The sequence below is a fragment of the Paenibacillus diazotrophicus genome (assembly GCF_042610465.1).
In genome coordinates this window covers 2,100,917-2,114,950 of the sequence record NZ_JBGJZN010000001.1, presented here as the reverse complement: position 1 = coordinate 2,114,950, position 14,034 = coordinate 2,100,917, and the positions used below count along the sequence as shown (strand labels likewise).

The 14,034-nt window shown below is 50.4% G+C and carries 16 protein-coding genes; 13 read left to right on the top strand and 3 right to left on the bottom strand.

Translation table 11 applies throughout. The annotated features are described in order from the left end of the window. The first annotated feature begins 58 nt into the window (after positions 1–58). The 9 genes from ACAN54_RS09675 to ACAN54_RS09635 all read left to right on the top strand — a co-directional run bounded on the left by ACAN54_RS09675 (position 59) and on the right by ACAN54_RS09635 (position 6,349). Entirely contained in the window at positions 59–874 is an 816-nt protein-coding gene (locus ACAN54_RS09675) for a hypothetical protein (protein WP_379153414.1), read from the top strand. 52 nt (positions 875–926) lie between these two features. Further along, positions 927–1,352, top strand: coding sequence for an Rrf2 family transcriptional regulator (locus ACAN54_RS09670; RefSeq protein WP_379153412.1), 426 nt, complete (start codon positions 927–929; stop codon positions 1,350–1,352). Between the two features lie 143 nt (positions 1,353–1,495). Further along, positions 1,496–1,774, top strand: a complete 279-nt coding sequence (locus tag ACAN54_RS09665) for a hypothetical protein (protein WP_379153410.1) — start codon at positions 1,496–1,498, stop codon at positions 1,772–1,774. A 424-nt stretch (positions 1,775–2,198) separates the two neighbouring features. Further along, a complete protein-coding gene (locus ACAN54_RS09660) occupies positions 2,199–2,375 on the top strand; it encodes a hypothetical protein (RefSeq protein WP_379153408.1) in 177 nt (58 codons plus the stop codon). Positions 2,376–2,414: 39 nt separating this feature from the next. Beyond that, positions 2,415–2,966 (top strand): O-acetyl-ADP-ribose deacetylase, encoded by a 552-nt coding sequence (locus tag ACAN54_RS09655; RefSeq protein ID WP_379153406.1) that lies wholly within the window; start codon positions 2,415–2,417, stop codon positions 2,964–2,966. Positions 2,967–3,086: 120 nt separating this feature from the next. Further along, entirely contained in the window at positions 3,087–3,458 is a 372-nt protein-coding gene (locus ACAN54_RS09650; RefSeq protein ID WP_379153404.1) for a helix-turn-helix domain-containing protein, read from the top strand. Between the two features lie 96 nt (positions 3,459–3,554). Continuing rightward, entirely contained in the window at positions 3,555–4,286 is a 732-nt protein-coding gene (locus ACAN54_RS09645) for a metallophosphoesterase family protein (protein ID WP_379153402.1), read from the top strand. 245 nt (positions 4,287–4,531) lie between these two features. Next, on the top strand, positions 4,532–5,398 hold the full coding sequence (locus ACAN54_RS09640) for a VOC family protein (protein ID WP_379153400.1): 867 nt from the start codon (positions 4,532–4,534) through the stop codon (positions 5,396–5,398). A 75-nt stretch (positions 5,399–5,473) separates the two neighbouring features. Next, positions 5,474–6,349, top strand: a complete 876-nt coding sequence (locus ACAN54_RS09635; RefSeq protein ID WP_379153398.1) for a beta-1,6-N-acetylglucosaminyltransferase — start codon at positions 5,474–5,476, stop codon at positions 6,347–6,349. Between the two features lie 123 nt (positions 6,350–6,472). On the opposite strand, the gene ACAN54_RS09630 is transcribed toward ACAN54_RS09635, so the two are convergent. Beyond that, positions 6,473–7,234, bottom strand: coding sequence for an MBL fold metallo-hydrolase (locus ACAN54_RS09630; RefSeq protein ID WP_379153396.1), 762 nt, complete (start codon positions 7,232–7,234; stop codon positions 6,473–6,475). A gap of 231 nt (positions 7,235–7,465) precedes the next feature. Here ACAN54_RS09630 and ACAN54_RS09625 point away from each other — a divergent pair, with 231 nt between their 5' ends. Genes ACAN54_RS09625 through ACAN54_RS09615 form a run of 3 tightly spaced genes read left to right on the top strand, consistent with a single transcriptional unit; the run spans position 7,466 to position 10,260 of the window. Further along, positions 7,466–7,669 carry a helix-turn-helix transcriptional regulator gene (locus ACAN54_RS09625; RefSeq protein WP_379153394.1) on the top strand — a complete coding sequence of 68 codons (204 nt, stop codon included), beginning with the start codon at positions 7,466–7,468 and terminating at the stop codon, positions 7,667–7,669. A 57-nt stretch (positions 7,670–7,726) separates the two neighbouring features. After that, entirely contained in the window at positions 7,727–9,748 is a 2,022-nt protein-coding gene (locus ACAN54_RS09620) for a Na+/H+ antiporter (RefSeq protein ID WP_379153392.1), read from the top strand. 2 nt (positions 9,749–9,750) lie between these two features. Next, entirely contained in the window at positions 9,751–10,260 is a 510-nt protein-coding gene (locus tag ACAN54_RS09615; protein ID WP_379153390.1) for a GNAT family N-acetyltransferase, read from the top strand. 142 nt (positions 10,261–10,402) lie between these two features. Here ACAN54_RS09615 and ACAN54_RS09610 read toward each other — a convergent pair whose 3' ends face one another. Together ACAN54_RS09610 and ACAN54_RS09605 are read right to left on the bottom strand one after the other, a co-directional pair. Continuing rightward, entirely contained in the window at positions 10,403–10,834 is a 432-nt protein-coding gene (locus ACAN54_RS09610) for a threonine/serine exporter family protein (RefSeq protein WP_379153388.1), read from the bottom strand. Between the two features lie 45 nt (positions 10,835–10,879). After that, positions 10,880–11,647: a threonine/serine exporter family protein gene (locus ACAN54_RS09605; protein ID WP_379153386.1), complete on the bottom strand. Its 768-nt coding sequence runs from the start codon at positions 11,645–11,647 to the stop codon at positions 10,880–10,882. Positions 11,648–11,863: 216 nt separating this feature from the next. On the opposite strand from ACAN54_RS09605, the gene ACAN54_RS09600 reads away from it, so the two are divergent. Continuing rightward, positions 11,864–13,963, top strand: a complete 2,100-nt coding sequence (locus tag ACAN54_RS09600) for a chemotaxis protein CheW (protein ID WP_379153384.1) — start codon at positions 11,864–11,866, stop codon at positions 13,961–13,963. Positions 13,964–14,034: the final 71 nt, after the last annotated feature.

Sequence of the window (14,034 nt, the reverse complement as noted above, 5' to 3'; positions counted from 1 at the left end):
CTATGATGTGCAGGGAATCATTAGAAGACAATAGTAACGGTGGGAAAGGGGCAATGAGATGAAGGAAAATCTAACCCTTTTGGCAACACTGCAGCAGCAGATGGGAAATCATGATCTGTGGCCGTTGCTGACGAATGATATGCTGCAAGAGAGCGGGCTGCCCGGACCGAGGGCTAACCTCGAACTTGCGGGCAGCTTTGCTGGCCTGTATGCCAAACCTGAAGTGACGGAGACTGCCTGGGAGCTGATTTGTGCCTGGGCGCAGATCTCTGAGTCTGAAGCTGCGGCAGGTGATCCGCAAGAGTTCCTGGCTTTCTGTGCGGTCTGGGCCTGCGGAGCCCATTATGCCTACGGGGATGCCGGTCGACAGAGCCAGGCGGAAGGGTTCCTGCGGGCGGCGATGAATGATGCCAGATGGAGGCAGCGTGAAGCGGCGGCCATGGGGCTGCAATCTTTGGGCGAATATGATTTTGCGCTGCTTCAGCAGCTGTTGGACGGATGGCGCGAGGGAGCTACGCTGCTGGAGCAGCGGGCTTTCATGGCGGCGCTCGCGCATCCGCCGTTACTGAAGGCGGAGTCCCATGTCCTGTATTGTCTCGAGATGGCAGACGGCATTATGGAGGGTATCAGAAGCGACACTATAAGTTCGTCTGACCCGGAACATTTTCGCGTGTTGTCCAAAGGTCTGGAATATAGTCTGAGCGTATTTGCCGCCAGGCTGCCGGAGCCAGGATTTGCTTTGCTGCGTAAATATGCGGAGAGCAGAGATGCCCGGCTTAGCAAGATTGTGAAGAGCAACCTGGGCAAAACAAGACTGACCAAGAAATACCCCGCTCAGGTCGCTGAGCTCTTGCAAGTATTGACAACCGGCTAGAATGTAACTATTATAGTTGCATCTATGGGGTAACACACAAGGAGAGATTGTCATGAACATCAGCACCCGGTTTGCGGTGGCTATTCATATTTTGACACTGATTGATAGCAACAAGGAGGGCAAAAGCACCTCGGAATGGATCGCAGGCAGTGTCAACACCAACCCGGTGGTGATCCGGCGGATTACTGGTATGCTGCATAAGGCAGGTCTGGTTGAGGTCCGTCCCGGAGTAGCGGGGGCGAAGCTTACGCGAAGCCCTGGCGAAATTACCTTGCTGCAAATTTATAAAGCAGTAAATGCGGTTGAGGCGGATACCTTGTTCTCCGTGCACGAACATCCCAATCCCGGCTGCCCGGTCGGCAAAAATATTGCTGGAGCTATAGTTCCTGTCTTTTCCCTTGCCCAGCAGGCGATGGAAAATGTACTTCAGGAGGTTACACTGGATCAGATCGTGAATCAGATTCCGGTGGTGTCTTGAAGTCTAGTGGATGTAGCGAAGTTGCAGGGTATCCCATCGTCATGTTGATGACTGTGGGATGCCCTTTTTTGTGCTTGGGCGTGCGGGCTTGGAGTTGTGATGGTAAAATTATCCTGACTACAATGGACAGGAGGTATTCGATCATGCGTAAGAGTAAAGCCCGATATCTTTATATTCTTGCAGGAATATTGATATTCTATGTGGCGTTCTTCCCTTCCTTAAGCCCGGAGCTTGCTGTAAGAAAAAGCCTGCTGTTCAAGCATCCGGTGCTTGCCTTTACAGGAGAAGTCACTGAAGGCCGGATCCAAAACGATCCGCGGTACGGGGATTTATATGTTGTGCCACAAGCGGATTTGCCTTATGTATATGTGAAAAAGAATAGACTCGGCTGGACGGCCGCATCGGGTGGGAGCGGGCCTTAGGATCAGGAATGTGATGCTATGTTTAAACAAGCAGCCTGGGCAGAAGAATGAAATTTAAGTAAACATTCAGCAAAGATTTATGTAAATTTAAGGTTTGGGGAGTATAGTGGAGGTCTCCACCCCCCAGTGGATAGATTTTTGCATAGATCCTGTCGTGCCTCGGCAGGGTCTTTTATTTTGCCTAGCACTGGAATCGACAATTTCAGCAAACCTTTATTTGATCTTCATATGCTTTTAAGCTTCAGGGCTTATAGTAATCCCATGACCCCCTTATAAATAGACCTTGACCCTGCCGGACGTTGGCGGGGTCACTTTTTTGTGTATAGAGAGCGTACACAGAAGCTGATGATGTCTGTCTATTTCTTTACACAATATTCCAAATGCAGTAGACTGACAACATGCATTCTACTGGAGGGAGAGGATTGTGTTGATTTTTGCACTCGGTTTATGGTTCATTGGTCTGGTGGTCCTCATGATTGTAATCAGAAAGGCAGTAGACGGATCCCGGACATCAGACAAGCTGGATATATTGATCGAAGAAATCCGGCTGCTGCGCAGAGACATCAGGGAGAACAAGCATATTATTGATAAGCGGATGTAACGCTGGAGCGATATATTTTGTCTATAGGAGAGATGCATCATGAAGGTGTTCCAGATCGGAGACACACGGCTCAAAGTTATTAAGGGAGATATCACCAAATGTCAGGCTGACATTATTGTAAATGCGGCCAATACTAGTCTTCTGGGCGGCGGCGGCGTGGATGGTGCTATTCATAGAGCCGGAGGCCAGGCTATTCTTGCTGAATGTATAGAGATCAGGAATAAGCAAGGCGGTTGTGCGGTAGGGGAAGCGGTCTATACAACAGCCGGCAGACTTCCTGCCCGTTATGTGATTCATACCGTAGGGCCGGTGTGGAATGAGGGTGAGCGCGACGAACGTCAGCTGCTGGCGAACTGCTACCTGAACACCATGGAGTTGGCGCATACCCTGAAGGGCCGAAGCATTGCTTTTCCGAATATTAGTACAGGGATCTATCGTTTTCCCAAAGAACAGGCTGCGGATATCGCTCTCCAGGCTGTTGCCGGATTTCTTCAGCAGCACACGGGTATCTTGGAAGAGATCATTTTTGTTTGTTTTGACGATGAGAATTATAATTTATACCTGGATAGACTGCAAGCGAATGCCAACTAAGAGGATTCTGGCAAGGATCTTTTATCATAAGCCCCAAAAAGGAATGAATGGTATGAAGTAAATATTAAGACTGACTGCTGGCTTATGGAATACAGCGATACTTGAAGCAAGGAGATGCTTATGAAAAATCAATTACAGCTATTAGCGGCTAGCTTGATTCTGGGATTATCAATTATTATTGGCTGTGTAATTATTAGCAGTGACCGGCCGGCAAATAGCGGGCAGAAGGCTGACGCCCAAGACATGGATAACAAGCTCCTGCTGACGCTTCAGGAGACCGCAACCCTACTGGGTATCAGCGAAGATCAGGTGAAGAACATTATGAAGGCGGAAAACTCACTTTTGAGAAATGATGGAGCTTTTGGCGGTATGAAGCTTCAGTATATCAAGGTGGATGACCAGTTTCTATTCAGTAAGACAGGGCTGCTGGAATGGATTCAAGCCGCAATCTCTGAAAAAGGAGTCTACATCGGCCCTAAAATGGTTAATTAAACAAATAGATACTACATACTTAATAAATTGAACCAAGTCCCGAAATGATAAAATTACAAGTTGAGTTTATACAGTACAGCAATGGAGGGTACATACGTGGAGAGAATCGCCATTATTTCTGATATTCATGGCAACGTAACCGCACTGGAGGCCGTCTTGGCGGACATTCAGCAGCGCAGGATCAGCCGGATCTTCTGTCTGGGGGATCTGGTGGGCAAAGGGCCTAATTCGGATCTGGCGGTTGACCTGATTCGATTGCATTGTGAGAAAGTGGTTAGAGGCAACTGGGATGAATATATCGCATATGAAAGTGAGCTAGAGGCGATACAATGGCACCAGGCTCTCCTGGGGACCGAACGAAGGGCGTATCTGAACAAGCTGCCGTTCTCCATTGAATTCTGGATGAGCGGTAAATATATCCGCCTGTTCCATGCTTCGCCGCGGAGCGTGAATGAGCGCATCCAGCCCTGGGATGATCTGGCGCTGCGCTTGTCCTTGTTTGAACCTTCAGAGCTGTGCGGTGAACTGCTGACTGCGGATGTGGCCGGCTATGGAGATATCCACGGGGTATATCTTCAGCATCCGGAAGGAAAAACATTGTTCAATGTAGGGAGTGTCGGCAATCCTCTGGATATCACACAGGCTTCGTATACGATCTTGGAAGGGGACTATGGCAGCCATGATCAGGCACCGCTCAATTTACAATTCGTAAGAGTTCCTTATGATATCGAGCAGGCTGTACAGCAGGCCTTAGATTCGAAGATGCCTCATTTGGAGCCGTATATTCGGGAGCTTAGAACGGCAGAGTACCGGGGTAAAAGCGTTTGAACAGAAGCTGGCAGCGGCTAAAATTTGAATTCTGTCCTGTAACGATTGAGCCTGACCGCGATTGTGGTCGGGTTTTTCTTTTTTTCGGAAAGTAATTGACAAACTTATAGAATGCTACTAAACTAAAGTTAGTTGATATGTAACAGAAACTGTTACAGCCTTGAATGGGTATATTGGAACTTGTTAAGACTAACTGCAATCGCAGAATTTGGATAATATCTTAGTTAAATTCAGGAGGGGTTTATATGACAACAGCAGCAACATTGCCGCAAACTTTGGAAATTGGACTTGTGCAGATTCGGGTAAGTAACTTGGAGCGTTCGCTTGATTTTTATCAAAATGTGGTTGGACTGAAGGTTCTGCGCCAGATCGGGCGTGAAGCCGAAATGACAGCAGATGGTCATAGCGTACTCCTTATTCTGCGGGAGATTGAGAACGCGCGGGTACTCCGGCGGAATTCAGTCGCAGGGCTCTATCACTTCGCCATTCTTGTGCCGGACCGTCCGAGCCTGGGGCTGGTGCTTCGCAATCTGATTGATTCGGAGATCCAAGTCGGACAGGGCGATCATCTCGTTAGTGAGGCCCTGTATATTGAGGACCCGGATCATAACGGAATTGAAATCTATCGCGACCGGCCGAAGGACACCTGGAAGTATGAGGCGAACGGGCACGTTGTAATGACTACAGATCCGGTGGATGTGGACGGTCTGCTGGCCGCTTCTGAGGGTCTGGAATGGACCGGATTGCCTGCGGGCACCGTGATCGGGCACGTTCACTTCCATGTGGGTGATCTTGGCGAAGCCAAGAGATTCTATGTCGATACGCTTGGCTTCGAGCAGACAGCTGAGTACGGTGATGCGGCGATGTTCATCTCGGCCGGCGGGTACCATCATCACATGGGACTGAATGTCTGGGCAGGTCAAGGTGCTCCGGCAGCACCGGCCGATGCGGCGGGCATTGACTATTTTACCCTGCTGCTGCCAAGTGTTCAGGAACGTGATGCCGTAGAAGGACGGGTGCGTTCCGCGGGATACAGAGTGGATGTAACGGACGGCATAGTAACAGTTACCGACCCTTGGAACATAGGGATTAAGCTGCTGGTAAAGCAGTAAAATAAAGCAAAACTTGTTCATCTCCGCTCATTCCCCTATAATATGTGGAAATCAATGAGCGAAAGGATGAATGTTTTGAAACATTTCAAAATGGCATATGTGGTCCTTTGTCATAAGAACCCGGAGCAGATCAACCTGCTGCTGGAAGCTTTAACGGATGAGCATGTGGAATTTTTTCTCCATGTGGACCGGAAAAGCGGGATTGAGGCGCAGATTATCCACCGGAAAGACATTCATTTCGTACAGCAGCCGGTGGATGTGCAATGGGGGCATTACGGTCAGATTGAATGCATCCTCAAATGTTTTGAGCTGATCAAGGAGAAGGGACACTTCGATTATATTCATATTATAAGCGGACAGGATCTGCCGCTGGTTCCGAACCGGACAATCGTTGACTTTTTTCAGGAAAATCAGGGTAAAGAATTCGTCAAACATCTGCAGTTGCCGAATGAAGCGGAGATGTGGGGCTGTATGTACAGAGTGTCCGTGTATTATCCGAGATTCCTCGTCTCACGCGCCAAAACCGTCTCCGAGATCCGCAACCGCTATATCAATCTGGTGATGTCGGTGCCGGTGCTGAAGCGCAGCCTGAAGAATCTGCCGGGTACTTTATATAAGGGCTCGAACTGGATGTCGATTACCGGAGCGTGTATGGAGTACATTTTGGAGTATATCCGCAGTAATCCCGGGTACGTCCGTTTGTTTAAAAACTCTTTTTGCGGAGACGAAATCTTTTTTCATTCGATTATCTTGAACAGCAGCTTTAAGCAGCAGGTTGTGAATGAGATCAAACGCTATACCGATTGGGACACGGGCCCGGAATTCCCGAGAACACTCAGGGCAGAGGATTACGAACGGATCCGGCAAAAGGGAACGGAATGCTTTTGGGGCCGCAAGTTTGATCTGGATGTGGACCGTGAGATCGTTCAGGATATCCTCCAGCTGGCTTGACAGACGAACTATAGTAGGGCTGAAGCAGGACAGATGTTAAAATAAAGCAGGAGTCAGACCGGTGATACGGTCCAGCTCCTGCTTGTTATGTTTACCGTGACAACCCAACCTGTGAGCAGCTTATTAATGTGTTCCCTGAGCCTGAGCCAGTTCTTCAATCCGCCGGTTCACATCGCCGCGATAGAGACCCCCGTGATAGCAGATCACCTGGTCAATCTCCCAATCCGCGAATTTGTGAAGAGACTGGAGCGCTGTTAGCATATCGGGAGTAGCCGTTGCATCGGGTCCGTAGAGCTGGCCGTCACGCACAGTCAATGCATCGGCTGCGATCAGCGTGCGGCTGGTGTGATGATACAGGCTCAGATGGCCAGGGCTGTGGCCGGGGGTATGAATAATGGTAATTCCGCCTCCGATGGGCAGATACTCGCCACCTGTAAGCGTCTGGTCAACTCGACCTTTGGGTGGATGGGCCAACACGTGGAGGAAAGCGCGCTTCCACTCCTCCGGTACAGACGGCGGAAGCATGGCTTCGGCGGCAGCCAGTGCGTCAGGAGTATGCTTCAGCAGCATCTTATCGCCTTCGATATAAGGCCGCTCGATTTCATGTGCGAGTACAGTTATCGTAGATTGGCTCTGTTCCAGAAGAGCCGGAAGGCTTCCGATATGATCGATATCCTGATGAGTAATCAGTATGGTACGAACATGGCTCAAGGGTACGGAGGCCTCGGCTGCAGCTTGCTTGAACTTTTGCTCTGCTCCCGGTACTCCGGTATCGATCAGGATAGCTCCCTCTTCGTCCCAGATCAAGGCAGGGTAGAACGTGTCTATTCCGCCCATCACGGGGACGGAAATCTCCAGCATTTCAATTCCTTTGGCGATATGCATAATATCCCTCCATTACACTAGATAAGAATGTGCCTGCAGGCTAATGCATATCATACTGAAACTCCAAACTGTTTTCAATCGAAAAATATTATATTATAACACAAATAAATATTTTTGTCAATCGTGTAAACGATGAACATTTTCAGTTTTTTGTAAAGCTTACTTTACATTTTACGCTCAGGATGATATTCTCTTTGTAAAGCTAACTTTACATGACCGGGAGGAACAGCGATGAAGAACAAGCTTGAGACAATCCGGAAACAGCAGGGCATTAATCAGGAAGAGCTCGCAGAAGCCTTGGAGGTGTCGAGACAGACGATCTGCTCCCTGGAGAACGGAAGGTATAATCCGTCGATCATTCTGGCTTTCAAGCTGTCGAGATACTTCAAGCTCAGCATTGAGGATATTTTTGAATATGAAGAAGAGGACGGATAGGCGGGTTCGGAGAATGGAAGCAAGTTTCATGATTATACATCGGGGGAGTTGAGAGATTTGGAGACATTTCTTGCTGTACTGTTAATGCTGGGACTGATCGCGGTCTCCAATATCGTGAACCGGTTCATTCCGTTTGTGCCGGTTCCCCTGATTCAGATTGCGCTGGGAGTTATTGCGGCCGCTTTCCCGATGGGAATTCATATGTCGTTTGAGCCGGAGCTGTTTTTTGTGCTGTTTATTGCCCCGCTGCTGTTCAATGACGGGCGGCGGACGCCACGCGACGAGCTGTGGAACCTAAGGGCGCCGATCCTGCTGCTGTCGCTTGGACTGGTCTTTGCAACAGTCTTTGTCGCCGGATATGCCATCCACTGGATGATTCCGTCCATACCGCTGGCTGCTTCCTTTGCGCTGGCCGCCATCCTCTCGCCTACCGATGCTGTGGCAGTCAGCGCGCTGGCCGGAAAGGTGCATCTGCCGAAGAGTATCCACCGCATCCTTGAAGGAGAGTCGCTGATGAATGACGCATCCGGGCTGGTTGCTTTTAAGTTTGCCATTGCTGCGGCGGTTACCGGGATGTTCTCCCTGCCCAAGGCGACGATAAGCTTTGTGTTCATTGCTGCTGGGGGATTGCTGCTGGGAGCGCTGCTGTCATTTGTGCTCATCCGGCTTAGTGTATTTATCCGCCGCTTCGGCATGGAAGATGTCACCATTCATGTGCTGCTGCAGATTCTTACACCTTTTATTATTTATCTGGTGAGTGAAGAGATCGGCGTGTCGGGGATCCTTGCCGTAGTGGCAGGCGGTGTGATGTATGCTATAGAGAAGGATCGGGCCGTATCACCGCAATATAAGCTCCAGCTTGTATCTGCCAGCACGTGGTCAGTGCTGCTGATGGTTCTGAATGGCCTGGTCTTCCTGATGCTGGGCGTATCGGTTCCGGACGTCGTTCAAGTGATTTACAATGACAATACCTTGAACAACTTTATCGTGGCCGGTTATGTACTGGCGATCACAGCGCTGTTGATTGTACTGCGGTTTCTGTGGGTGTATGCATACTCTTTGTTCGAGAGCCGAAGGCTAAGAACCCCCCGCTCACCGCTGAAGTCGCAGCTCATAACATCGATTTCGGGTGTGCGGGGTGCGGTAACGCTGGCGGGTGCCTTCTCAATTCCGCTGGTTCTTGGGGATGGTTCACCGTTCCCGCAGCGGGACCTCATCATTGCTCTTGCGGCAGGTGTCATTCTCGTCTCGCTGCTCATAGCAAGCATCTTTTTGCCGCTGCTTGCGGACGGGGAAGACCCTGTTGTGGTGGAGAGTGTGCCGGTCAATTCTGAGCTGACGGCAAGGTCGGTAGTGATTGATGCCGGAATGAGCATGCTTCGAAGCCTGGTCTCAGAGAATCCGCTGCCCGGGAATCAGCCGGTCATGCTGGAATTCACGGACAAGATTGACAAGCTGTGCGCTCCGAAAACGGGCGATGATCCGGAAGCGGAACGCTTTCGGCAGCTGGGGGTCCAGGCTAAGCGGAATGCTATTGCTGCTGAGCGTACGGAACTCCGCCGGATGCTCGAGAACGGCTCCGTCGCGGCTCCCGTAGCAGCGAAGATGGAAGAGCTGCTGGATCATAAGGAAGCCTTGATGTGCAAGCGGCTAGACACGCAGATCAAATTTTCGCTCACTGAAATTCAGCGCCTGTTCTCGGGATTATTCTCCGGGCGGCTGAACGGCGATGAAGGACGGCTGGCAGCGCAGAATGCCGAGAGTGCCCGTATGGCCAAAATTTCAATGTGCCAGGCTGCCATTTCTGCCGTCAACGCCGGAATGAGTGAAGAGAACCGTCTGCCTTCACAGAAGGTTATTGACAAGTATGAGCAGATGGAGTCCCGCCTTATCGAGGGAGACGGCTGGATCAAGGATGGCGTCGTGGATGACCAGAAGCTTGAGCTGAAGCTGCAGGCGATTCAGGAACAGCGGAATACGGTGCAGCAAATGTATCAGAATGGGGCGATCAACCTGAAGATCGCTGGTAAGCTACGCAAATTTGTCGATCAATTGGAAACAGCGATCTGGGAGGATTAGTCATGGGGGAAACAGCAGCACGCGGTTTGTCTTTTACGGAGATTAGGGAAGAGCATCTGGCGGAAGTAGTAGATATCTATAATTATTATGTACTGAATACTACGGTTTCTTTTCATACCGCGCCGCTGGACTCAGCTTCGATGCGTGAGTCGGTGCTAAGCGGTGATCCGCGCTTCAAGTCCTACGCCATTCTACAGGACGGTGAAATGCAGGGCTATGTTCTGATTGCCAGACATAAGAACAAGCAGGCCTACGATACCTCTGGTGAGATCAGCATCTATCTGAGACCCGGCAGCGGCGGACAGGGACTGGGCGGCAAAGCGCTAAGCTTCATTGAGGAACGGGCGTCCGAGCTTGGTTTTCATGTGCTGGTGGCAACCGTATGCTCCGATAATGAACCTAGCCGCCGGCTGTTCACCAGACACGGATATGAGCAAAGCGCGCTGTTCAAAGAGATCGGCAACAAATTCGGCCAATGGCTGGACATTGCAAGCTATCAAAAAATAATCTGACCAGGGAACCGGGGGCGTAGTTACGGCTCTCTCCCTCTGGCATATAAAAAAGCTGCTCCTACTAGTCATCTTCATGACATTGTGGAGCAGCTTTTTTATGTTTATGGTGACGAGCCATGTTGCAGGTTCCTTGTCGACCGGCTTAAGAGCTGGGGACATGCTTCCGCCGGAACATCTGTCCAAGCACTTCGCTGAGCACAAGTCCGGTTGCTATTGCTCCAGAAAGGAGCAGAGCCTGGACAGCAAACTGGATGGCCAGATTATTATCGTTCTCGACGAACTTGCGCATGGCATCATAAGCCAGACCGCCAGGGACCAACGGGATAATGCCGCCGACACTGAAGATAATGACCGGCATTTTGTAAATGCGGGCAAAGATCTGACTGATCACCCCCACCACTACTGTAGCTGCGAAGGTGGCTACCACGGTGTCCCATCTTTCATCGAGCTGCAGATACAGCATCCAGCCCACCATTCCGGCAAAACCGCATTGTACCAATGCACGGACCGGTGCATTGAACAGAATGCAGAAGGTGGCAGCGGCAATAAAGCTGGTTATCAATTGCAAAATCATGAACAGTTAACCTCTTTCACGTGTGAAGTACATGAATTGTATGTTTCAAAAAAGTGACAGCACAAGCCCGATGCCTGTCCCGATTGCAAACGCCGTCAGGAATGCATCGGCTCCCTTGGAGAGGCCGGAGACCAAGTGTCCGGCCATCAGATCACGGACGGCATTGGTAATGAGTAGTCCCGGCACCAGCGGCATGACTGAACCGATAATGATCTTATCCATTTCCTGACCTACGCCGAGCTTCACGGACAGGAAGGCGAGCAGTCCCATCAGGAACGAGGCAGTGAATTCCGCGAAGAAACGGATCTGGAACAGCCGGTGAAGGTATGTCGCTGCGGCGAATCCCAGCCCGGACACTAGTATAGCTGGCAGGGCATCCCACAGGCTGCCTTTGAACATTACAGTGAAGCACGCTCCGGTCAAGGCGGCGGCGACAATCTGCAGCCAGACCGGATAAGCGTGGGCTGCATCGTCCACCACACTTAGCCGGTCGCGGGCTTCACTTGCGGTAAGCTGGCGTTCACTCAGGCGCCGCGAGATGTCGTTGACCTCGGACACCTTTTGCAGATCTGTGGTCCGCTCCGCAATACGGAACAGCTTCACCGGTTCCGTCCGGCTGGTGGTGAACATAATGACGGTTGGCGTTACATAGCTGTGCGCTCCCGGAAAACCGAGCGATGCCGCCATACGGCTCATAGTGTCCTCCACGCGGTAGGTTTCCGCGCCGCTTTGCAGCATGATTTTACCGGCGAGCAGGCACAGGTCGATAATATCATGCGCGGAAGTGTTGCTATTGTTGCTTGTGCTATCCAACTTCGTTCGATCCTCCCCTGGAGTGTTATATATCCGATTGTCGCTTCAATTTCTCAAAAGATCAACCTTTATTCATAATGTTCACTTAAATAATCAAAATTTATCAAAATTTTAAATTAGATATTCATTTTTTATTTCCATCTTACGATATAAAAATGGAGAAATCTCACATAACACTACAACGCTTCCCATTTGATGGGCCGAAAGGAGAACATAATGTCAGGCTCTTTTCCGGAGGATTCACTGCTTGATCTATTTATTTTCGAGACCCTGCAATCGCTGCAGCAGCTGGAAGACTCTATTCTTGCCAGTGAACAGCATGAAACTCTTCAACCTGAGGATATTAATCTAATCTTCCGGATAATGCATACGGTTAAAGGCTCGGCCGCCGTGATGGGATTTACGAATATTTCTTCCCTGGCACATGTAATGGAGGATTTGTTTTTTTATCTGCGCGACCATCCTCATACGCCGTATAATGCCTCTGAGCTGTCGGATCTCATTCTGCAAGGTGTTGATTTTACCAAGCTGGAGACGATCAAGATCAAGAATGGAGATCACGCAGATGGAGACTGCGCCCTGTTGGCTGAAGAACTGAAGGCTTATTTGCAATTTCTTAAGAACGGTTCTGCGGGAATACGGGAAGAAATAGGACAGAACGCTGATGTCGGATTGCCGGGAGCTAATATGGCTACAGAGGCATCCGTAGGTTACAGAGCGGTTTTGCGTTTTGAAGAGACCTGTCAACTGGAGAATATCCGCGCATTCACAGTGATTCATCAGCTTGGCGAAGCATTGGACTGCAGTTGTACCTACTTGCCTGAGGATATTATAGAGAATCCCGACAGTGCCGAGGTCATCCGCCGGCATGGATTTGTAATTGTACTGCACACAGTGGAATCAGAAGACGTGGTTACAGCTTTTTTGCGGAATGCTCCCTATGTTAGGGAAGTCGAAATAGAACGGCTTGAAGCGGAAGATACAGCTGTTGCTATCCCGGCTCCACCGGATGCTTCTGAGGAGGTGCCTCAAGCTACTGAGCTGCCGGATGCTGATCTGAAGCTCTTAACTGTACCGGGCCGGGAGAAGAAATCTAAAGAGGGCAACCCGCCACCCTCATCCCAGCAGACCATGATTAACGTGAATGTGGCCAAAATGGATAAGCTGATGGATTTGATCGGTGAGCTGGTCATTGCAGAGGCCATGGTAACGCAGAATCCCGATCTTGCCGGTCTAGGCGGATCGCTGGGCAATTTCAATAAAGCGGCCAGACAGCTGCGTAAGATTTCGGCAGAAATGCAGGATGTGGTCATGTCACTGCGCATGGTGCCACTAGCTGCTACGTTTCATAAAATGGGACGGATCGTAAGAGATATGACCCGGAAGCTGGAGAAGGAGGCTAACCTTGTTATTCTTGGCGAAGAGACGGAGGTTGATAAGAATATTATCGAACATCTTTCTGATCCGCTGATGCATCTGGTGCGCAATGCGCTGGATCATGGGATTGAGATGCCTGAGGAGCGCCTGGCTGCAGGCAAACCGCGAAGTGGAACGGTAACACTGGAAGCGAGGCACTCCGGGGGAGATGTGATGGTGATGATCCGGGATGACGGCAAAGGGCTGCATCGGGACAAGATTGTTGCCCGGGCTCTGGAGAACGGGCTATTGACCCGGGATGAACACGAAATGAGCGACAAAGAGATATTCAAGCTGATTTTTCATCCGGGGTTCTCCACCAAGGACAGCATCAGCGAATTCAGCGGGCGGGGGGTAGGTATGGATGTGGTTGTCAAGGATCTGGAGAAAGTCGGGGGTACCGCTTCCGTAGACAGCATACCGGGTTCAGGCTCCATAATCACTCTGAGAATTCCGCTAACACTGGCAATTATTGATGGAATGAATGTAGGTGTTGGACAATCAAGGTTTACGCTCCCGACCGCATCGATCATTCGTTCTTTCAGGGCGAATGCCAAAGACTTGCTGAATGATCCTGATGGGCAGGAGTGGATCATAGTGCGCGGCAACTGCTATCCGGTATTTCGCCTGCATCATCTCACGGGTGCTCCACAGCACAGCTGTCCCATAGACGAAGGGATTCTCATCATGGTAGAGGACGAGGGGCGCAGTCTATGCCTGCTTGCGGACGAGCTGCTCGGCCAGCAGCAGGTAGTAGTAAAGGCGCTCCCGGATTATATTTTGAGCAGTGCGGGGAGTAAGCATTTTGTTGGTTGTACGCTGCTGGGCGACGGGAGCATCAGTCTGATTCTAGACGTTGTCCGTCTGGCTTCTTCGATGAATGCCGTGGCGGCTCTCTAAGGGCTGCCGGGCGGTAAGTATGCTCTCCGGTATGTCAGCCTGTATGAATATATGTAATTTATTGTTTTAGT

Excerpts from the sequence above, each read along its gene's own strand:
- ACAN54_RS09610 (WP_379153388.1), bottom strand. The coding sequence starts at position 10,834 with ATGATTTTGCAATTGATAACCAGCTTTATTGCCGCTGCCACCTTCTGC.
- ACAN54_RS09650 (WP_379153404.1), top strand. The coding sequence starts at position 3,087 with ATGAAAAATCAATTACAGCTATTAGCGGCTAGCTTGATTCTGGGATTA.
- ACAN54_RS09630 (WP_379153396.1), bottom strand. The coding sequence starts at position 7,234 with ATGCATATCGCCAAAGGAATTGAAATGCTGGAGATTTCCGTCCCCGTG.
- ACAN54_RS09655 (WP_379153406.1), top strand. The coding sequence starts at position 2,415 with ATGAAGGTGTTCCAGATCGGAGACACACGGCTCAAAGTTATTAAGGGA.
- ACAN54_RS09625 (WP_379153394.1), top strand. The coding sequence starts at position 7,466 with ATGAAGAACAAGCTTGAGACAATCCGGAAACAGCAGGGCATTAATCAG.
- ACAN54_RS09600 (WP_379153384.1), top strand. The coding sequence starts at position 11,864 with ATGTCAGGCTCTTTTCCGGAGGATTCACTGCTTGATCTATTTATTTTC.
- ACAN54_RS09640 (WP_379153400.1), top strand. The coding sequence starts at position 4,532 with ATGACAACAGCAGCAACATTGCCGCAAACTTTGGAAATTGGACTTGTG.
- ACAN54_RS09670 (WP_379153412.1), top strand. The coding sequence starts at position 927 with ATGAACATCAGCACCCGGTTTGCGGTGGCTATTCATATTTTGACACTG.
- ACAN54_RS09675 (WP_379153414.1), top strand. The coding sequence starts at position 59 with ATGAAGGAAAATCTAACCCTTTTGGCAACACTGCAGCAGCAGATGGGA.
- ACAN54_RS09615 (WP_379153390.1), top strand. The coding sequence starts at position 9,751 with ATGGGGGAAACAGCAGCACGCGGTTTGTCTTTTACGGAGATTAGGGAA.
- ACAN54_RS09665 (WP_379153410.1), top strand. The coding sequence starts at position 1,496 with ATGCGTAAGAGTAAAGCCCGATATCTTTATATTCTTGCAGGAATATTG.